General features: G+C 35.0%; 18 protein-coding genes. 10 read left to right on the top strand and 8 right to left on the bottom strand.

Translation table 11 applies throughout. The features are described 5' to 3' along the window. Both ACTSKG_RS08090 and ACTSKG_RS08085 read left to right on the top strand, forming a co-directional pair. Positions 1–1,071 carry a branched-chain amino acid aminotransferase gene (locus ACTSKG_RS08090; protein ID WP_464757661.1) on the top strand — a complete coding sequence of 357 codons (1,071 nt, stop codon included), beginning with the start codon at positions 1–3 and terminating at the stop codon, positions 1,069–1,071. 315 nt (positions 1,072–1,386) lie between these two features. Then, complete coding sequence (locus tag ACTSKG_RS08085; protein WP_464757659.1) at positions 1,387–2,181, top strand: gamma-glutamyl-gamma-aminobutyrate hydrolase family protein; 795 nt, start codon at positions 1,387–1,389, stop codon at positions 2,179–2,181. Between the two features lie 15 nt (positions 2,182–2,196). Here the strand turns inward: ACTSKG_RS08085 and ACTSKG_RS08080 are convergent, their stop codons facing one another. Further along, positions 2,197–2,787: a transposase gene (locus ACTSKG_RS08080; protein ID WP_464757994.1), complete on the bottom strand. Its 591-nt coding sequence runs from the start codon at positions 2,785–2,787 to the stop codon at positions 2,197–2,199. Between the two features lie 427 nt (positions 2,788–3,214). On the opposite strand from ACTSKG_RS08080, the gene ACTSKG_RS08075 reads away from it, so the two are divergent. The 3 genes from ACTSKG_RS08075 to ACTSKG_RS08065 are packed head-to-tail and all read left to right on the top strand — an operon-like array spanning position 3,215 to position 6,420. Beyond that, positions 3,215–3,922, top strand: a complete 708-nt coding sequence (locus tag ACTSKG_RS08075) for a response regulator transcription factor (protein WP_464757658.1) — start codon at positions 3,215–3,217, stop codon at positions 3,920–3,922. After that, a complete protein-coding gene (locus ACTSKG_RS08070) occupies positions 3,912–5,273 on the top strand; it encodes a sensor histidine kinase (protein ID WP_464757656.1) in 1,362 nt (453 codons plus the stop codon). Before ACTSKG_RS08075 ends, ACTSKG_RS08070 begins: the two co-directional genes overlap by 11 nt. A gap of 40 nt (positions 5,274–5,313) precedes the next feature. Beyond that, positions 5,314–6,420: a PepSY domain-containing protein gene (locus ACTSKG_RS08065; protein ID WP_464757655.1), complete on the top strand. Its 1,107-nt coding sequence runs from the start codon at positions 5,314–5,316 to the stop codon at positions 6,418–6,420. A 464-nt stretch (positions 6,421–6,884) separates the two neighbouring features. On the opposite strand, the gene ACTSKG_RS08060 is transcribed toward ACTSKG_RS08065, so the two are convergent. After that, positions 6,885–7,865, bottom strand: a complete 981-nt coding sequence (locus ACTSKG_RS08060) for a proline dehydrogenase family protein (protein WP_464757653.1) — start codon at positions 7,863–7,865, stop codon at positions 6,885–6,887. 277 nt (positions 7,866–8,142) lie between these two features. On the opposite strand from ACTSKG_RS08060, the gene ACTSKG_RS08055 reads away from it, so the two are divergent. Next, complete coding sequence (locus ACTSKG_RS08055; RefSeq protein WP_464757651.1) at positions 8,143–10,455, top strand: 5'-nucleotidase C-terminal domain-containing protein; 2,313 nt, start codon at positions 8,143–8,145, stop codon at positions 10,453–10,455. Between the two features lie 116 nt (positions 10,456–10,571). Here ACTSKG_RS08055 and ACTSKG_RS08050 read toward each other — a convergent pair whose 3' ends face one another. The 6 genes from ACTSKG_RS08050 to ACTSKG_RS08025 all read right to left on the bottom strand — a co-directional run bounded on the left by ACTSKG_RS08050 (position 10,572) and on the right by ACTSKG_RS08025 (position 16,512). Further along, positions 10,572–11,636, bottom strand: coding sequence for a YkvI family membrane protein (locus ACTSKG_RS08050; protein WP_464757649.1), 1,065 nt, complete (start codon positions 11,634–11,636; stop codon positions 10,572–10,574). A gap of 99 nt (positions 11,637–11,735) precedes the next feature. Beyond that, the gene (menC, locus tag ACTSKG_RS08045; RefSeq protein ID WP_464757647.1) at positions 11,736–12,845 is read right to left on the bottom strand and encodes an o-succinylbenzoate synthase; all 1,110 of its coding nucleotides are present in this window, start codon (positions 12,843–12,845) and stop codon (positions 11,736–11,738) included. 4 nt (positions 12,846–12,849) lie between these two features. Beyond that, positions 12,850–13,683, bottom strand: a complete 834-nt coding sequence (locus tag ACTSKG_RS08040) for a GNAT family N-acetyltransferase (RefSeq protein ID WP_464757646.1) — start codon at positions 13,681–13,683, stop codon at positions 12,850–12,852. Then, positions 13,667–14,803, bottom strand: coding sequence for a M20 peptidase aminoacylase family protein (locus ACTSKG_RS08035; protein ID WP_464757644.1), 1,137 nt, complete (start codon positions 14,801–14,803; stop codon positions 13,667–13,669). The genes ACTSKG_RS08040 and ACTSKG_RS08035 overlap by 17 nt, the downstream gene beginning before the upstream one ends. After that, entirely contained in the window at positions 14,800–15,669 is an 870-nt protein-coding gene (locus ACTSKG_RS08030) for a MurR/RpiR family transcriptional regulator (RefSeq protein WP_464757643.1), read from the bottom strand. Before ACTSKG_RS08030 ends, ACTSKG_RS08035 begins: the two co-directional genes overlap by 4 nt. Before the next feature lie 672 nt (positions 15,670–16,341). Next, positions 16,342–16,512, bottom strand: coding sequence for a hypothetical protein (locus tag ACTSKG_RS08025; protein ID WP_464757642.1), 171 nt, complete (start codon positions 16,510–16,512; stop codon positions 16,342–16,344). A 204-nt stretch (positions 16,513–16,716) separates the two neighbouring features. On the opposite strand from ACTSKG_RS08025, the gene ACTSKG_RS08020 reads away from it, so the two are divergent. The 4 genes from ACTSKG_RS08020 (at position 16,717) to ACTSKG_RS08005 (ending at position 21,260) form a co-directional block, all read left to right on the top strand. After that, positions 16,717–16,902, top strand: coding sequence for a hypothetical protein (locus ACTSKG_RS08020; RefSeq protein WP_464757641.1), 186 nt, complete (start codon positions 16,717–16,719; stop codon positions 16,900–16,902). A gap of 381 nt (positions 16,903–17,283) precedes the next feature. Beyond that, positions 17,284–18,267, top strand: a complete 984-nt coding sequence (gene guaC / locus ACTSKG_RS08015) for a GMP reductase (RefSeq protein ID WP_464757640.1) — start codon at positions 17,284–17,286, stop codon at positions 18,265–18,267. 1,219 nt (positions 18,268–19,486) lie between these two features. After that, the gene (locus ACTSKG_RS08010) at positions 19,487–19,909 is read left to right on the top strand and encodes a VOC family protein (RefSeq protein WP_464757639.1); all 423 of its coding nucleotides are present in this window, start codon (positions 19,487–19,489) and stop codon (positions 19,907–19,909) included. A 181-nt stretch (positions 19,910–20,090) separates the two neighbouring features. Then, positions 20,091–21,260, top strand: coding sequence for an aminotransferase class I/II-fold pyridoxal phosphate-dependent enzyme (locus ACTSKG_RS08005; RefSeq protein ID WP_464757638.1), 1,170 nt, complete (start codon positions 20,091–20,093; stop codon positions 21,258–21,260). The last annotated feature ends 76 nt before the right edge of the window (positions 21,261–21,336 follow it).

Raw genomic sequence — 21,336 nt, 5'->3', positions numbered from 1 at the left:
ATGAGTAGTCTAAAAATTCAAATTACAAAAAGCGAAAATAAAAAAGAAAAACTGCCAGCTGATCAATTAATATTTGGAAGAACTTTTACCGATCATATGTTTATAGCAGATTATACGGAAGGTGTAGGCTGGCATGATCAACGAATTGTCCCTTATCAACCTATAACGTTAGATCCATCTGCAACTATTTTGCATTATGGGCAAACTGTTTTTGAAGGAATGAAAGCTTATTTATCAGATGACGGCATCGTTCGTTTATTCCGCCCAGAAGAGAATATGAAGCGAATGAATAATTCATGTGAACGTATGAGCATGCCAAAAATAGATGAGGTAAATGCACTGGAAGCGTTGAAGGCTTTAATAGAAGTGGATAAAGAGTGGATACCTGCTGAACCTGGCACCTCTTTATATATTCGCCCGTTCATGATTGCAACTGAGGCACATTTAGGCGTTTCAGCCGCTCTTACTTATAGTTTCATCATAATAATGTCACCAGTTGGATCTTACTATAAAGAAGGTATTCATCCTGTAAAAATTCTTGTGGAAAGCAATTACGTTCGTGCTGTTGCGGGAGGTACTGGTACTGCAAAAACCGCTGGTAACTACGCTTCAAGTTTAAAAGCTCAGGAAACTGCGGATCACGAAGGGTACTCTCAAGTTTTATGGTTAGACGGTATTGAACGGAAATATATTGAAGAAGTAGGAAGCATGAATGTGTTCTTCAAAATTGATGGGGAAGTAGTTACTCCAGCTTTAAATGGTAGTATTTTAGATGGAATTACTCGTAAATCTATTATTCAATTGTTGAAACATTGGGATGTTCCGGTAACGGAGCGCAAGGTTTCAATGGATGAAATACGAGAAGCCTATCGAACAGGAAAGTTAAATGAAGCATTTGGAACAGGTACAGCTGCAGTTATTTCTCCGATTGGTGAACTTAACTGGAAAGGCGAATTATTTTACGTGAACAACGGTGAAACTGGTGAGCTATCCAAGAAGCTTTATAATACATTAACTGGTATTCAGAAGGGAACTTTAACAGATCCATTCGGATGGGTAGTTGAGTTATAAAGGATATTTAATTCATTAGGTAATGAGATGTTACGGACCGCAGGATGTTTCGATGTGGAAGTTGTATTCCTGCTGGTATAAGAGGAACTCAGGATACAATCGTCTCGTCCACCGGTAACATTTGTATAACTAATATTTTTTGGAACAAACTCATTTGTAGATACCTCAATTGTCGTCATTATCCGAGGACGGAAATTGATTTGATTGAAACATAGGCTACTAATACTTTTTAACAGTGCTCACTAGAAGTGATTGAGGGATTAAACGATATTAATTATAGTGTGCTTACAACAGGTAATTTTGGGGGAATGGAAAATGAAACCACTTATTGGTATATGTGCAAATTATTTATCAGATGATGCTATAGGCATGGAAGTAGGAATTGGAGCTGTACAGCAGGAATGGCAATTGCTTGCTGATGATTATATAGTTGCAATAGAACGTGCTGGAGGGGTGCCAGTAATTCTACCGATAACCGAGGATATCGAAACGTTAACACCACTTTTGCAAAAATTAGACGGCATTTTATTCACTGGTGGTTCGGATATTGATCCAAATTATTACGGTGAATACCCTCGATTTGGTTTAGGATTAATTGAACCAAGACGCGACGATCATGAATTCAAGCTTGTTAAAAAAGTATTATTTGAAACATCTTTACCTGTCCTTGCAATATGTCGAGGAATGCAACTGCTAAATGTTGCGACAGGTGGAACTCTTTATCAAGATTTAGAGTCCCAAAAGCCTGAAGGAATTAATCACTCAGTTCCTAAAGCACTAAGACATTATCCGTTTCATCCTGTTAAAATTGAGAAGGAATCCACGCTCTTCAATATATACAAAACAGATGAAATTGGAGTAAACAGCTTTCACCATCAAGCTGTGAAAGAGTTAGGCAAAGGATTTAAAGCAACTATGACTGCTCCAGATGGGATTGTGGAAGCGATTGAATGGGAAGAAGAACGCTTTGTCATAGCTGTACAATGGCATCCAGAAATGATGGAAGGGCCGATTGCAACTATTCGTCCGATTTTCAATGCTTTTGTGGAAGAATGTAAAGTAGCTAATCGAGTTTTTTCTATAATGGAAAATTCCGAAATCATCATTTAAAAATATGGTCCTCTCTTATGTCATTTGACAATGGGAGGACCATTCTTCTTCTGTTTGCATACGGTAGTTTTGGCAGTAAGTGCAGTAATCCTTTTCTTTTATTTCAGGATAAGTCTCAATGATAGAAGGAAGCAAATTTGTATCCAGGAATGGATGTGGTGATTTAATTTGATGAAAGTAATATGGAAAAGAACTAAAACTGTAGTTCTCCATTTTATCGGCTATGAATCTAGAAGTGTTGATTGGATTTTGATGAATATAACTACTCACATTAAGGAGACTAATTGGGTCTGACACCATGCTGGCAAAATAGCGTGTCTCATAAAGTTGTCCATAATAATTATATTTTCTTTTAAAATACTCTGAATATCTTTTGTTCACTAATGCCATTATATTTGACAACGGAATTTCTGGTGAGCGAAGTAAAAGGTGATAATGATTATTCATTATGCAGTAAGCAATCATAGTAAAAGAATGCTTTGAAAAAGTATAATGAAGCGCACGGAAAAACAAAGCAAAATCACCATCATTTAAAAATATATTTTGGCGGTTATTACCTCTCATTGTTACATGATAAAAAATTTCAGGCTGCCAAATCCTTCTCATTCTTCCCAATTAAACTACACCTCCAACATATTTCATTCACCATATAACAAAACTAAAAATAGCACAATTGTCACAATTTGCATTTTCCTAAGAAAATTTACTTTTGATGATCAATTACGCTCCAAAACACAATTTTACTCCCTAAAAAATACTCAAAATAAAATTTTTGATATTCAAAAATTTTCAAACCAACAAAAAGTCCAATTGTTACATTATTGTTACTGGTGCCAGGCACCAGTAATAATAATGTAACAATATCGAGGGCTTCTGAGTGTGAGATTCTCTGAGAAACTCAGACTCAGAAGGAACTCCGAGAATCTCCTAGAACGGCTGATAACCATTCTTTTCAATCACAAGTTGCGACTTCTTTTCGATATAAGCAAGTCGTTGTTAGTGTGATAGAATAGGAGAAAAGAGGGGGATTCGGATGAAGGAGCAGGTTTTAATAATTGAAGATGAGGAGAATATTGCTCGCGTTTTGCAACTGGAGCTGGAGTTCGAAGGATACGGTGTGGAAATTGCATACACCGGTACAGACGGCCTCATTAAATACCGGGAAAAGAAGTGGGATTTGATATTATTGGATCTGATGCTGCCTGGTCTTAATGGACTGGATGTTTTAAGAAGAATTAGGGCGACAGAATCTGATACGCCTGTTATTTTGTTGACTGCGAAAAGTGATTTAGAAGATAAGGTAACAGGGCTTGATCTTGGCGCGAATGATTATGTGACGAAACCATTTGAAATTGAGGAGCTTCTCGCACGTGTTCGTACTTCTATTCGGTTTACTAAATCCACTCCAACTCTTGTCAAGAAGGATGAAAAGGTGCATATTTTTGAATCCCTTATGCTAAATGAGCAAACACGTGAAATTAGTAGAGATGGACAATCTATTAATTTGACTCCACGCGAGTATGATTTATTGCTTTACTTGATGAAACACCCTAATCAGGTTTTAACAAGGGAACAGCTTTTAGATGCTGTTTGGGGATTTGATTATTATGGAGATACAAATGTAGTGGATGTATACATACGATATGTTCGGAAAAAAATTGAAGAAAATCAGAAAACTTCTCTTATACAAACTATCCGAGGGGTTGGTTATGTTTTGAAGGAGCAGAGGAATGAAGCTTAAAACGAAGATTCACCTTTTTTCAACATTTCTTTCTTTTCTTATTTTAAGTTTGATGAATATTGGTGTTTATTTTATTTTTGAAAAAATGGCATATGATACAGAGTATAACCAGCTAAATAATGAAGCTGATGAGTTAATTAAGGCATTAAGTAAAATGGATATAGAAGATGATGCTGCTACCATACTAAGGACTTATATTCCTTCTAAAGGCGCTATTCGTGTTAATAATAGTAATGGAGAAATGAAATTGTTTGTTCAATCGATTGAAGATGTGAATGATTATCAGCCAAAGTTTAAAGAGGATGAGCGGTATTCAATCGGAACTATTCAAGGGATGCCTATATTATCAATAAGTAAACCTGTCATTTGGGCTGACGGAGAAGTTAATGAAGTGGAGACAATGAAACTACTTGTTGAGGTGGACAAAAATCTAGATTTCCTCAGACTTATTTTAGTTGGGGTTACATTAATTGGAATGTTCCTTATGTTAATATCTAGTATCATGCTTGGCAAAATCATAACTGGACCAATTAAAAAGTTAATAAATACAATGTCTCAAAGTCGACTGTCCGGGAAATACAAAAAAATAAACGTGCTAGGAAAAAGAAAAGATGAAATGACGCAAATGGGAATTGCATTTAATGAAATGATGGAGAAACTGGAACAAAACTATAACAAACAAGAACAATTTGTTTCGGATGCATCCCACGAATTAAAAACACCATTAACTGTTATCGAAAGTTATGCGAAGTTACTTTCTCGACATGGTTTTAGTAATACAGAAGTGGCTAAAGAATCTGTTCAAGCAATTATTAGCGAAACAAGTAGAATGAAAGAAATGATTTCACAGATGCTCCTATTAGCTAAGAGTAATGAACAATCTTTTCGAACCACTGAGCAGGTGGATGTATTTGAACTGGTGGAAACTACTTTGCAATCAATGCGCACTGCATATAATAGAAAGTTCTTATTAAAAGGAGAAGGCCCCATCCTTGCAAAAACGGATTTAGAACAATTAAGACAATTACTTTTCATCGTATTGGATAACGCTCGAAAATACAGTGACAAAGAAATTAAAGCGACCGTTTTAGAAAATGAAAAAGGAACAAAAATATCTATTATGGATTATGGTAATGGAATACCTAAAAAAGATTTAGAACATATTTATGATCGTTTCTATCGAGTAGATGAAGATAGAAATAGAAAAACAGGCGGTACTGGTCTTGGAATGGCAATAGCAAAAGATATAGCAAATAGAATATCTGTAGAGCTCTCAATTGAAAGTGTAGTGGGGTTTGGCACAACCATCCACATTTTTATTCCAAAAAATCAAATTCTCAGCGATTTTTAATGTTCGTGAAGTATGATGTTTTGGAGGAGGGAAAGCGTGAATGAAACTTTTCAAACAAAAAGGAATTCTTTCAATTTTTATTGTAATAATCGTTGCATTGGGAATTGGAATTGCATTGAATATAACACATAATACTCAGTCGATATCTGAAAATGAAGTTCGCTCCCACCTCGAGCAAATGTATGATGCCGAAGTTGCTGGTGTAACGATGAAACATGATGTTTACAAGGCAGTTATTACTAAAAGTGGTGTATTTTATTTAGTAGAAATGAATCCAGTCACTGGAGATGTATATTCACTTGAACAGACAGATGAATTTGTCAACGATAAACCAAATGGTGTAACAGAAAAATCGGCAAAGGTTGACGATGAGACTACACTTGAAATTTCGGAAATACCATTATTGGAAACTAGTGATGAAGTTAACACCTCAGGTATTGTAGATATTGTAAAACCTCCTGCGAAAATTATTATTACTGAAAAACAAAAAAACTCAAGAACAGACTTAGAAACAACTAAAACATCAAAATCAACTATTCCTATTTCTCCAAAAGGATTAAAATCTACACAATTAAAAGTGGAAGAGAAACCAACTGAAGAAAAGGAAGAAAAGCAAATTAAAGAAATTATAAAATTTGCTATTAAAGATGTTTTAAAATTAGAACAATCTAAGGCAGAAGAAACAAAAACGGATAAAACGAAAGAGGAAAAGCCAAAAGAAGAAGTGGCAAAGGGTGAAGTTGCAAAAGCAGAAACTGTTAAAATAGAACCTGTTAAGGAAGAATCTACACAAATCGAAACATCCAAAACCGCTGAAGTAAAAGTAGAAGAACCGCAAACATCACCTGCCAAAACGTTAACAATTCAATCCGATGCAAAGAAAACAGATACTGAAACAAAAAACGAAAAAACAGCAACTATTCTAATTACAGAAGAACAAGCAACGAAAACTGCTCAACAACAGGTCAAAGGTACAGTGGAAAATAGTTCATTTGTTAAAACAAATGAAGGTGGTTATTACTTAATCGTTATGAAAGCTTCCTTACCAGAGAGTGATTCTAAAGAAGTTTCCAAAACCAAGCAAAATAAAGCTACAATTCAAGTACATGCTATTTCAGGCAAAATACTTTCCGTTACATGGGAATAAAAACTCTCATCAAATTCTAATAAAACTCTATGGGTATTCTAATTTAACTGTTTTATTATTACATTAACAAATAAATATTATACAAAGTTGATGAACGAGCTTAGAAGGAAGTAAGTTCAGAAAACTTCAGAATTATATTTGGGGAAACAATCAAAGAGCGATTAAAACTGTAACAACTTAAACGAAGTATAGAAGTAGAAGGATTATTTACGGTAATCCAAATAAAAACAAAACCCTTGAGCGATTACAAGGAAGAGAAGTATAAACACCTTATTCTACCATTCCCCGTAGAATAAGGTGTTTTTTTTATGTCCCCTTACTACGTTGGTGTGTTTCAAGTTTGTTACTGGTGCCTGGCACTTGAAGCACAACTGAAATACACTTGAAACACTCTTGTAACATTCTCGGCATTAAAAAAACACTGCGCGGCCATTAGTGTTTAATGGCTGTGCAGTGTTTCTAAATTAGCGTTTGTTTTTGTTTCTTTTTGTTATTCTACCAAGGGCGAATGCCCCAGCAGCAATTCCAAGAAGAGTGTTTGTGTTTTTGTTGAAAACTTGTTTTACTACAAGGTTCAAGTTTTGTGGACGTTCTGCTAGACGACGCATGAAATAACCGTACCAATCTTTACCGAATGGCACGTATGTGCAGAAGTTATAACCTTCTTTTGCAAGTTGATGTTGCATATCTGTACGGAAGCCATAAAGCATTTGGAATTCAAATTTGTCATTTGGAATATTATTATCTTTAATAAATTGCTTAATATGGTTAATAACATTGTGATCATGTGTTGCGATAGATGTAAATTTACCGTTTAGTAAATGCCATTCGATTAACTCGATATAGTTTTTATCAATTTCTTCTTTTGTCTGGTATGCATATTCTATTGGTTCTTTATAAGCACCTTTTACGATACGAAGTCGAAAGTTTTTATACTTTTGAATATCTTCCGCAGCACGATAGAAATAAGCTTGAATTACAGTTCCAACATTATCATAGTCTTTCGAAAGTTCGTCCAAAATATCGAAAGAAGGTTGTAAATGCTTGTGTGATTCCATATCAATATTGATGAATGTACCATATTTATGTGCAATTGCTACAATTTCTTTTAAGTTTTCTAAAGCAAAATCATAGTCAATATCTAGACCTAGTTGTGATGGCTTTAATGAAATATGAGCATCTACTTGGTTTTCTTCAATTGCTTCGATAACTGCAATAATTTGAGCTTTTGCTTCCAAAGCTTCTTCTTTTTCGAAAACAAATTCTCCCAAATTATCCACTGTACATGAAATACCTACTGCATTCAGTTTCTTAATACTTTCAATTGTTTCTTCAATATTAGTACCAGCTACTACATGTTGTGCACCCATTTTTAAACCATATCTTTTTGCTGCACCATTTAATAGTTGGTTTTCTGATAAAGTCATAAAAATATCTTTTAACATTGTGAGGCTCCCATCTCTTTTTTGATACCTTATTATACCACAAAGAGACATGGACAATCATTTGTTAAAATTGAATTTGTCCTATAAAACTAACTTTTAAATGAAGAGAAGGTTTTCTGTAAAAACCTGTCATATTAGAACAACATATTTACAGTCATTAAACAACAAATTATCAGAAATTTCACTTGTGATAGATGAGAATTTAGTTTAGTCTAGGAATAGTGGGTAGTTAATAATAAAATTAATTACTTCATAACCATTATTTAGGGGGTAAATTATGAAAAATAGTAAAATGAAGAAGTCGGCAGTGGCTGCAGTGATTGCAACATCATTGTTCTCAGCATCAAGTATTTCTTTCGCAAATAGTTCTCTACAAAATGTAGTAGACGAAGCAAGAAAAGATATCAAAAATGCTTCTTATTCTTATGTTGTTCCAGCACAAGCCGGAAAACTTGCTACAAGTTCGAGTTTATATGCAACTCTAAATAAAGCCAAAGCAAACTATCAAAAAGCTAAAGATGCTATTGTAAAATCGGATGCAAAAAACAAAGATACTTTGCTAAAAAATTTAGATGAATTGTATTATGAAAGAGTTACAAAAGGTTTAATCCCTTATATTGATGCATACAACTATGCAGACAAATATTTAGATCCTATCATGAAAGAAATTCAAAAAGCAGAGACAAATAAAGACTGGGTAAAAATAGAAAAAGAATATCACAAGCTATCAGCTCAACTTAAGACAAGAACAGCTATTTTATATCGTTTTACAGGTAAAGATGCTCGTGATCTATTATTAAAACAATACAAAGATCCTGCAAATCTAAAAAGAGATGCATTAATGGTTCCAGTTACTATTTATATGAAAGTCAATCAAGCAGAAGCATTATTTAATGCTGGCAAAAAAGAAGAAGCTATAAAAGTAGTAGATTCTATTCAACCATTACTAGATAGACTTCCAAGCGAAAAAACTCTACCAGCAGTAAAAGAGCTTTTAAAACAAGTTCAAGCAATCTCAGATAAAGTAGATGTAGGCTTTACTTTATCATTAATGCACCTTAATGACACACATGCACATACGGATCAAGCTCCAAAACGTCTAACAGCAATTAAAGAAGTAAGAGCTGTAAAACCATCCGCTTTATTAATCGATGCTGGTGACGTATTCTCTGGTACTTTATACTTTAATGAATTTAAAGGACAAGCAGATGTAGAATTGATGAATTTAATGGATTATGATGTAATGACATTTGGTAACCATGAATTTGATCTTGGCTCAAGTCCTGAAGGCCATTTAGCGCTTAAACAGTTCATCGAAAAATCGAAATTCCCATTTGTAAGTTCAAATGTTGATTTCTCAAAAGATGTAAATCTTAAAGGTTTGTTTAATGTAAATGTATCTTCAGATCCTAAAGATGGACAAATTTATAGCGGTATTATTAAAGAAGTAGATGGTCAGAAAATTGGACTATTTGGACTAACTACTGCTGAAACTGCTGATATTTCAAGTCCTAAAGATGTTACATTTACGGATTATATTAAAGCTGCACAAAAAATGGTAGATGAGTTTGAGAAGCAAGGTGTTAATAAAGTCATTGCTGTTACTCATATCGGTTTTGATGATAGCGCCGAATATGATAATGATTTATTATTAGCAGCTGCTGTAACTGGAATAGATGTAATCGTTGGTGGACATAGCCATACTCAATTGGATAAGCCAGTTGTAGTAGATAAAGATAAAAATGGAGCAAAGAAAGATCCAACTGTTATTGTTCAAGCTTACCAATACAGTGATTTTTTAGGAACTTTAGATGTGAACTTTGATAGAAAAGGTAAGATTACAGGTTATGATGGAAAATTAATTCCAATAAAAGATCAAAAAGAGGATCCAGCTGCGGCTGAATTACTAAAGAAATACTCGGATAAAATTAAAGAAATTAAAGGGAAAGAAATTGGTGTTACTGCAGAGGACGAACTTACAAATCCTCGAGTAAAAGTCGATACGGACCCAAGCGTACGTAAAAATGAAACAGCTCTAGGTAATATTATTACAGACGGCATGCTAGCAAAAGCTAAAACATATAATAGTAAAGTAGTAATGGCTCTTCAAAACGGCGGAGGAATTCGTTCAGAAATTAATGCTGGTCCAATTACCGTAGGTGAGGTTATTACAGTTCTTCCATTTGGTAATACATTAGCAACAATGGAAGTAACAGGTGCTGAACTAAAAGCTGCATTTGAAATTAGCTTTAAATCCTATCCAAAAGAAAATGGTGGTTTCTTACACGTTTCTGGAGCAAAAGTAGAATTCGATTCTTCTAAACCAGAAGGTCAACGCGTAGTATCCATTAAAATCAAAGCTGCTGATGGAACATTTGTAGACATCAAAGATGCTGAAAAATATGTTGTTGCAACAAACGCATTTACTGCAAAAGGTGGAGACGGTTACGATGTATTCGCCAAAGCTTATGCAGAAGGCCGTGTAACAGACCTAGGGCTTTCAGATTGGGAAAATCTTCAAGAGCAACTTCAATCTATGAAAACTGTTAAGAATGAAATAGAAGGTCGTATTGTAGACGTTAAAAAGTAATTTAAAAAGAGTCCTTTCGCTATTTTTAGTGAAAGGACTCTTTTTATTAGAAGATTAGCAGATTTACCTTGATTTCCTGGGAAATAGTATAGTAAAGGGTATTTCTACAATTTCTCCTACACATAAACCTTTGAAGATCTTCTTTTATACAGGATCCAAGATACAATAATTGCAGCAATTAATAGAAATCCTAAATAGCCTGTGACAGGATAAACAGTTCCTACAAGTTTAACAAACCCTACGAAACTAGCGATAAACGCTATAATCCCAAACAAAATTGTAAATGATTTAAAAGAAGACTTTTCAGGTTTTACAACACGAGCAGAAAACGCATAGAGCATGGCAACCGCAGTGTTGTAAATCATACCTATAAGAACAAGTGCCATGATAAATCCAATAACTGGGTGTATTTCATTTGCTAACGTAATCATTGGCATTGCCACTCCAGAAATAGTGTCTATTTGTGTTAACATTGAAATATTTATTAATAAAATTAATAGCCCCAATCCAAGTCCACCGATAATTCCACCCAAGCCGGCTACTTTTTGATTTTTTACTGTTCCACCGATAACGGTAATCATCGATACACCGGCTGCAATATTATAAGAAACATATAATAATGCTCCCAACATCCAATTTGAAGCAGCTGGAGAAGCTTTTGCAACGGCCGCATCCATATTAATAGCAGAAGGGTCGAAATGGAGTAAAGAATAACCGGCAATTAAAATAACCATTACCAACAAGAACGGAGTAACTGCACTAATTAGTCCAATAATTTTTTGGATATTCAACGTAACGGATGCTATTGTAATAGCTGTCATAAAAAGACTTCCTACAATAGCTGGTAATCCAAATTGTTCTTCAAAAATTGCTCCTGCCCCAGAGAACATAACTACAGTTACTCCAAATAAGAAAAAAGTGATAATAATATCTACAAAGACACCTAGATTTCTACCGCAAATATGATAAATTACATCTTTATGAGAAGTAGTTTGTAGACGACTTCCCAATTGTGCTAAATTCATTCCAAGAAAAGCAAACAATATAGCGGCTAGAATGGAACCTGCAATTCCTATGTAACCAAAGCTTGAAAAGAATTGTAAAATTTCTTGTCCAGAAGCAAATCCTGCCCCTACAATAATTCCAATAAAAGCAGAACCGATTTGAAAACTTTTTTTCACTATGCATAACCCCTTTTTTAAAAAAGATTGTATATTCTGAAAATTCATTAGTTAGAGCGCCTAGCTCATATAGAGAGATAGGCGTTAGGTATTTTCATGTCATGCCTTATAATGAAATTGTTCGACTGTATAACGATCCATCGCTTCTTTATTTGGCTCATATCCAATTCCATATCCTATTGGAACGGTAATATAGCCATCTTCTGCAACTACTTCTGGTGTTATCACATCTTCTTCCCAATAACGTGAAGAGCTTGCTGTATCACCTGGTAAAATAAAGTTAGGTAATGTGGTAAGTGCTACATTATGGGCACGTCCTATTCCAGATTCAAGCATTCCTCCACACCATACTGGAATACCGTTTTCCATGCAGTAATCATGTATTTTTTTTGATTCTGTTAAGCCACCAACTCGACCAATTTTAATATTAATAATTTTGGTACTTCCAAGTTCAACTGCTTTGCGAGTATCTTCTAATGAATGAATACTTTCATCTAAACAAATCGGCGTTTTTAATTCTTTTTGCAGTTTTGCATGATCGATAATATCATCTGAAGCAAGCGGTTGCTCGATCATCGTTAGATTAAATTCATCCAGCTGTTTTAACAATTCAATATCGTCTAATGTATAAGCTGAATTTGCATCCGCCATAAGCGGAACATCTGGGAAAGCTTCACGTAGTGCACGAATAACTTCCACGTCATGGCCAGGTTTAATTTTTACTTTCATTCGTTTATAGCCTTCTGCTACGTAGCCACGTACTAATTCTATTAAATCAGCAGTATTTTTTTGAATTCCAATACTAATTCCAACCTCAATTTTATCTGCTGTACCACCAAGGGCTTTCGCAAGCGTTAACTTATTTCGTTTTGCAAATAAGTCCCAGATAGCACCTTCGACAGCTGCTTTCGCCATATTATTTTTGCGAAGAGGAGCAAATAAGTCACTTACTTCGTCCGGATGTTTGAACTCTTTATCTAATACGAGTGGAATTAAAAAATCTCTAATCATATGCAAGTTAGTTTCAAGTGTTTCTTCGTTATACCACGGAGAGTGGAATGCAGTTGATTCACCCCAACCAGTGTTTCCAAGTTCGTCTGTAGCTTCTAATAAAAGAAATTCTTTATCTTGAAAAGTTCCAAAGCTAGTCGAAAAAGGTGATTTCATTGTCATGTTCATTTTACGAATATTAATCTCTTTAATAATCATGTAATTACCCCTTTAGATGTAATGGTATCGTTGATTTTTTTACAAATTGATAATAGTTTACAGACTCATCTGTTTTTCGAACAGCTACTAAAGCATATTCTTTAATAAATAGTTGCTTCATAATCTTTCTTGTCTGCAAACGCCAGTTTAATGCAAGTTCAGGATCTACCGTTTTTATGTCTTGAATGTTCCTGGGGATTGGTAATTCATATCCTTCTTGTGTTGGTTCAAATATATAAGGTTCAATCAATATGGGATAATTATGTTCCGAAATAGTGATCTGAAAGGGTTGTTCATAATTGGGACCCTCTGGCATCCATTTATTCTCTACTCGTTCACTATTTATCCGCCATTCAATTTGTAAACGGTCTGTTGGCAGGCCAGCATTTAGACCGCCTTCCATTTCTCCATAACAATTTTCAATATACGTGTCAACAATACCATATAGCTTGGATACGTTTAAATATGCATTCCTACTCTCTAGCGGATCAAAAGTCCATGTAATAAGATTGTATCCCATCTCTTTTGCGATAATAAGCTGCATATCTTTTAATTTTTTTCCAATTCCGCGTAACTGATATTCAGGATGAATACCTAACATATGCGAGCATAAATACACTTCTTTATTTTTAAATCCTGCAAAGCCATATGAGAATCCAACTAATTTTTCCTCGTCGAACGCACCAATAATAAGTCCGCCATTCTTCACCGCTGTAAGTGTTTGATGAATCGGAATAGATCCCATTCCCCAAACTGTTTCTTCTAATTGTTGGACAAGACGCATATCTTCCGTTGTTTTCAATATTCGAATAGTTATTGTATCATTCAACTGTTTCACCTCTTTGAAAAGTATCCATTACGGTATGGGCAAGAATTTCAATACCAGTTAATATACTTTCATGTTTAAATGTCATATCTGGATGATGTAATCCTGGAGCTAAATCGCAACCTAGTCCAAGCATGGTAGCTTTAATAGCAGGTCTTTTTAATGTGTAAAAATGAAAATCCTCCCCTCCAGGAGTAATAATAGGAGGGATGTAATGATCTTTTCCGATAGTCTCTATTATAGCCTCTTTCATGAATTTAACTGCTGTAGGATCTACCTGCGCAGCAACAATTTCCGTTTCAATATGAAAATCAATTGTAATATTATTTAAAAATGCAACAGATTGGATAGCATGCTCTACTTTACCGATTAACTCACTCATAGCAGCATTCGATTGTGCTCGGACGTCTATACTAAACTCTGCATTTCCTGGAATAATATTAGCTGATTCTCCTCCAGCAAGAAATCTTGTGAGTTTAGCTGAATAAGACATTATAGGATCCAAATAGATTGCTTGAATTGCTTGCACTATTTGTGCACCAACTTCGATAGCATTTACTCCAAGATGTGGTCTTGCACCGTGCGCTTCCACCCCGTGAATTTTCCCACTCACTAGTTTTCCTGCACCATGAATAATAGCAGGAGAGCAATATCCATTTCTTAATTCTTGAATTGGGCGAAGATGAACTCCATATAAGTAGTCAATATCATCTACTAAACCTTTTTCTACGAATGAAAGTGCACCTTGCCCTTTTTCTTCCGCAGGTTGAAACAATACTTTCAATGTACCTTTTTGCGGAACACCAAGTCTCTTTAACAATAGCAGGGTGCCGATTGCCATTGTCATATGAGCATCATGTCCACAAGAATGATTTGCTTTAAATTCACCATCAACTTCTTGCCAAAGTGCATCCATATCCGTACGAAGCCCCACGCATGGTTTCCCACTTCCAATTGTAACGACAAGTCCAGTAATGTCCTCAAAAGTAGTTACATTAAATCCTTCACTAACTAACAATTCTTTCATATATTTGGTTGTTTCAATTTCATTCCAGCTTATTTCTGGATGACTATGGAGATGTTCAAAAACGACCTCCACAATCGGTTTTATTTCTGATAATGCATTTTTCATGTTGCTTCTCCTTCCTCATCAAATAAAAAGTTACTTGGAATACTTTTATACAATTCCTGATTTTTATTGAAATCATCTTTATGTTCTACGATTAAACCAGCTACGATAGCATTCATAAACGAGAATAGGGGAGAAACTGCATCAAGAGTAGATTTGCTTGTTGAATAAATTGGAAATAAAACATCACTATGTATATGTATAGGAGCTAAAGGTGAATCCGTTATTCCTATAATAAACGCTTTTTGTTTTCGTATAAGCTGAGCAAAATGAATTGTTTCTTTTAAATAACGATGAAAGGAAATAATAATCACGACCGAATTAGAATTCATTCGGGTAATTGTTCGAATTACATCTTCTGTTTCTGGTCTCATAAAATGGACATTTTCTTTCACCAATCCTAAGGAAAAGGAAAGCCAGTTCGCTGCAGAATATGAGGTTCTAAGGCCAAGAACATACACGGAATTTGCCTTAGAAAGTTTTGTAATTGCTTTATAATAGGCAGTTTCATCTATTTGGTTCATCGTGTGAAGAATGGATTGACGGTCTTTTTCCATAACTTGTTTATAAAAATTGCTGTCTTTGTGAAGTGAAAGTTTTGACTGCTGATAGGTGGTGATACTGCTTTCATGTGAAAAAAAATGTTCTCGAATAAGCTTCTGAAGTTCCATATATCCAGAGAAACCAAGTGTATATGTAAATCGAATAACAGTTGATTCACTAATTCCGATTTTCGAACCGAGTTCTGCTGCGGAGCAAAGGGCAATGTCTTTCGGATGATCAAATACATAGTTCGCTAATTTTTTCTGACTTTTAGACATGGAGGTATAATGCTCTCGTATTAGTTCCTGTAATTTCAATATATTCATTCCTTTGTGAAGGGACTCCGTTATATTTATATTAAAATGAAGTAAAAACTTCAATTAAAGATACAATTCAATTTATCACAATATTCGGCGGAATACAATATATTAAACAGTTTCGTACTTGGGAGATATTGAATTAGTTTTCCAAAACCTACCACTCGATTTTCAAATGCCAATGGTAAGCTTCCTCTAACTGATTTAATGCTTATCAGTACAAATGTATGCCACTTGCTTAACAAAAAAAAGGCTGGGACATAACTAGTCTATAAATTAAAAAAACGTGAAATCGGTAACTCGATTTCACGTTTTTACTTCATTTTTGGAAATACATCGTCAAGAGATTACCCTCTTAGCATATATTTCCGCAAGTTTATCTGGAGTGATTTCATTTTGAAGAAGCTCGTTATACATTTGATTTGACTTTTCAATCAGATTTTTATGTTAGAAGCCTTTCTATTCTAGTTGTTTGAAGTGAAGGCGGCGACTCCTGGGGGAACAGCGCGAGCTGAAAGCCCCGCAGGAGCAAAGCGACGAGGAGATTGAAGCCGTGCCCCCGGAAGGCGTTCGCCGTAACGGAAAACAACTACAGGTAAATTTCAATAGAAGCCCCGAAAACTTTACTGGTCGTAAAATTTTCGGGGCTATTTATTTTTGTGGAGAGTTTTGTCCCAACTTCTATTGAACGGCAGGATTGTTCTTTTCGGCTTCTGTGGATTTTTTCACTTCTTCTTGTTCGTCATCAACGATTGGGACAGGACCTCCTTCTCCAATCATATTAAGGGAAGCAATTAAGTCTAAATCTTGTCTCATGGCCATTTCTTCTGGATCGACAGGATTTGGATGCACAAAGATCAACTCCTTAACTACTTATATATTGAAAAACTAGAAAGCCAAAATAAAATTTTGGGGTAAGAAAAAGAACTAAAAATGAATTTTGGATAACAATTACTTTTCAAAAACCAATTATGCTAAATTACGATAAATTCTGACAGTTGAGTTAACTTAGATAGACTTTAGAATAATACATATAAACGATTGGGGGAATTGTATATGAAAATAGAGCACTTTGTAGAAGAAATGGGAGAAAGTTTATTAAAGGTAGAAGAATCAGTAGAAAAAATGAAAATGCATACAATAGTGAACAAGAAAGAACAGCTTCAAATGATGCAAGCGATACTCGAGTTAAGTGAACGGATAAAATGGATTGAAATATATATGTTGAGTAGACATTACTGAGTGCTTACTCATGTTGAATAAATAACATCAACATACTATATGCTAGTTTGTGATTTATGATAGCATTTTTATGATTTGTATATTTTTGGTTAAAATTATGTTACACATTTTATGCTGACAAATTTGGATAGAGAGCAATCAAACATCAGTAAATTAGGTGATTTTCATGGATTAATCAATTTGCTGTTATTATTACACCTTCCACTTAGAAAAATGCTTTGTTATCATGCTCATACACATAAATTGCATGATAAAACGATATGAAATCTTGATATTCTTATCTAAAACCTTTGACATGTTCATGAAAATGCTGTAAATTATGCAAGGGACGAACATTTCGTTCGACTTTGGTTTTAATATTCGTTTTTAGGAGTGTTATTGATGGAAAATGTATTTGATTATGAAGATATTCAATTAATTCCGGCAAAATGTGTCGTAAATAGCCGTTCTGAATGTGATGCAACTGTTACTTTAGGTGGGCATACATTTAAACTGCCAGTAGTACCTGCAAATATGCAAACAATTATAGATGATAAAATTGCTAATTATTTAGCTGAAAATGGATATTTTTATATTATGCATCGTTTTGAACCAGGGAAGAGAGTATCTTTTATCAAAGATATGCAATCTCGTGGATTGATTGCATCCATCAGTGTAGGGGTCAAAGAAGAGGAATATACATTTATACAGCAATTAGCAGAAGAACAACTTATACCTGAATTCATTACGATTGATATAGCGCATGGTCATTCCAATGCAGTAATTGAGATGATTAAGCATATTAAAATGTATTTGCCAAAAAGTTTTGTTATTGCTGGAAATGTAGGAACTCCAGAAGCGGTGAGAGAATTAGAAAATGCTGGTGCGGATGCAACAAAAGTTGGTATTGGCCCCGGTAAAGTATGTATTACGAAGATTAAAACTGGATTTGGTACTGGAGGTTGGCAATTAGCTGCATTACGTTGGTGCGCAAAAGCAGCAAGTAAGCCTATAATCGCTGATGGAGGAATTCGTACGCATGGTGATATAGCTAAATCTGTGCGATTTGGTGCATCAATGGTTATGATCGGTTCTTTATTTGCAGGTCACGAAGAATCACCAGGAATGACAGTTGAAAAAGATGGGAAACTATTTAAAGAATACTTCGGTTCTGCATCAGAATTCCAAAAAGGTGAAAAGAAGAATGTAGAAGGCAAAAAAATGTTCGTTGAGTATAAAGGAACGCTAGAAGATACATTAAGAGAAATGGAACAAGATCTACAATCGTCTATTTCATATGCTGGTGGCAATAAATTAGAAGCAATCCGAAATGTGGATTATGTAGTAGTAAAAAATTCAATCTTTAATGGCGATAAAGTATATTAATAGATTTTGCGGAGCTTTCTCAACAAGTTGACTTGTGGGAAAGCTTCGTTTTTTTGAAATAAAAGTATATACATTTCTACTAAGTAACTGTCCAGTCTACAGCACATGGCAATTGGGGTCATATGTAAAAAGATCCTCCTGGGTATGCATGATGATTGTCATGTCTGTTTTGCCACAGATGTGGTAACTTTGCTGATTTACATCCCATTTTCCTGTTGGGTCAGACATAGGCGCTTGCGCTTTTCTTGAAAGATATGAAAGTATGGGAATATCGTCCCGCAAAACCGTTGTTCATAGTACTTGAAAGAATTAAATAATACCGCAGATTTCCGTTTCAGGTAGACGCGTTTCGCGGGGTGAGCGATGAACCGTCACCGGCGCTACGCGTACGTTGTGATGGCTCATCTTTCTCCGAGGAACGAAGGCTAAGAGCGCCACATCGTGTGGCAACGCCTTCGTGACCAACATCCTGTTGGCCTCCGTCTGGAGTCGCCACCTTTCACTACAATTCATTAAGTGAGTAGTACCTATAAGAAGACTTATCCAATCGCTAAGAATAAGAGGACATAGTTTCAGTAAACGTAGTAATTATGGATCCTGTAATAGTGGTTGTTTTTCGCTGCAAACAAAGACATGCTCCTGAGATTACTTTGCCTCGCGAAATCCTTTAAGGCAGGCAACACAGATATAATTAGTGGCTCTAAAAAAATAAATAGCATTCGCCGAGAAAGAAGCGAGGAGCTTCCGAAATGTTATCTTCGGAAGCTTTTAAAAGAGTAGGAAAGTATGTCTTCCCTAATTATCCAAACAAAAAGGATTATGTCCTCACAAATTCCAAGAGGGCGACGGACAAACATCTGCCACAAGAATACCGAAAAAAGTGTAGCTGGTGTTTCGTCCAAAGCACTCAGGAATTAGTGAAGCCAAGATGAACTTAAAAGGCGCTGCCTCTCTTATTGAAAATAAATTGATCTCGGTTTTCTATATTTGGTTGCGGGTTTGGAGCGCTTGGTCTCGGTTTTGCAAAACTTGGTTGTGACCTGGGCCAAATTGGTCTCGACTTCGTGAATTTGGTCTCGAAGTGCCATTAATTGTAACTAGGCAAAAAATAATAGAACAAAAATGCCTAAAAATGAGATATGTTTTGAGTGTTAAATGGTACAATATTGTTGACATTCATTATTGAATGAATAATGTGATAAAAAAAGGAGTGTTCCAAATGGCAGTTAATGTATATCTAAATTTTAATGGGAATTGTCGCGATGCTGCAGAGTTTTATGCAGAGGTTTTTAAGACAGAAAAACCACAAATTATGACTTTCGGTGAAGCGCCTTCAAGTCCAGATTACGTATTACCAGAGGAAGCAAAAGATTTAGTAATGCACACTCGACTTAACATTGGTGGAAGCAACATAATGTTTTCTGATGTTTTTCCGGGATCTCCTTTTATTGAAGGTAATAATGTTAGCTTAGCATTCGTTAGTGCAAATGAAAATGAAATTAGATCTGTTTTTGAAGCGCTTAAGGTAGGCGCTAAAGTTGGTGCAGAGCTTCAAGAAACATTTTTTAGCAAATGTTATGGCAATCTAAAAGATAGATTTGGTATTGAATGGCAAGTAAGTGTAGAAACTGATCAAATGTAACAATAAAAAATGGCTATACAACATTCAACTTTGTTGTATAGCCATTTTTTCTGTTCCTTATTTTTTCATTATTCTAGTAATTCTCATTTACAAGCCAATCTCTGTTATATATTATAAGCGTAAGCAGTATATTATCCATTGAAAGTATAATATTTTTATAGAGGAAGAAGGATGGCTCGAAATGTCTCTAGATTTGAATCCACGTGCTAAAGTGTTAAAGGTACCAGGTATACGTCAGTTTTCTAATCAGTTAATTCATTTTCCGAATGCGATTAATTTAACAATTGGACAGCCGGATTTTCCAACGCCTCAAGCAGTGAAAAATGCTGGCATACAAGCAGTAGAACAAAACTTAACTGGGTATTCACACAATGCTGGAATTCTTGAACTAAGAGAAGCTGTTAACACCTTTTTTACTAATAAATATGGTTTTTCCTATGATCCGCAAAATGAAATCGTTATTACAAATGGGGCAAGTGAGGCAATTGATACAGTCTTTCGGACAATATTAGAAGAAGGGGACGAGGTTATATTACCTGCTCCTTGCTATTCAGGATATGAACCAATCATTCATTTTTGTGGTGCAAAGATCGTGTATTTAGATACGACAGAAACAAATTTTCAGCCATCTGCGGAAAAATTGGCAGCGCTTATTACTGAAAAAACAAAAGCAGTTTTTTTCAATTATCCCTCTAATCCAACTGGTGTCGTTTTAACGCAAGAAACTGTGGATGAACTCGTAAACCTATTAAAAGACAAAGATGTATATATTTTAACGGATGAAATTTATAGTGAAAACACGTTCTCTGGGAGACATATTTCATTTGCAACTTATCCAGAATTAAGAAATAAACTATTTTATATACATGGCTTATCCAAATCCCACTCGATGACTGGATGGCGCATAGGGTTTTTAATGGGACCATTAGAAGTCATGGAACAAGTCGTTAAAGTACATGCATTTAATACCATTTGTGCTTCTGTACCCGGCCAATATGCAGCGATTGAAGCGTTAAGGAATTCAAAAGATACACCAAGCGAGATGAATGTAGAATATATAAAAAGACGTGACTTTGTATACAAACGTTTAACTGCAATGGGACTGCCTGTCGAAAAGCCGAATGGTGCGTTTTATATTTTTCCTTCTATTAAAAGATTCAACATGAATTCCTTTGATTTTGCTACGAAACTATTACATGAAGGAGGAGTAGCGGTTGTTCCAGGCAGTACATTTACACCTTATGGAGAAGGATATATTCGAATTTCCTATGCCTACTCCATGGAAGTACTTGAAGAAGGGTTAGATCGATTAGAAAAGTTTATACAACCACATAATTTAGAAACTATTTAATTATTATATTAATAAAGAAAAATCCGGCGAATAATATATTCGTTGGATTTTTCTTTATTTAATTAGTATTTTATGA

The sequence above is a fragment of the Psychrobacillus syltrankelensis genome (genome assembly GCF_055454035.1).
This window is presented reverse-complemented; position numbering and strand designations above follow the sequence as displayed.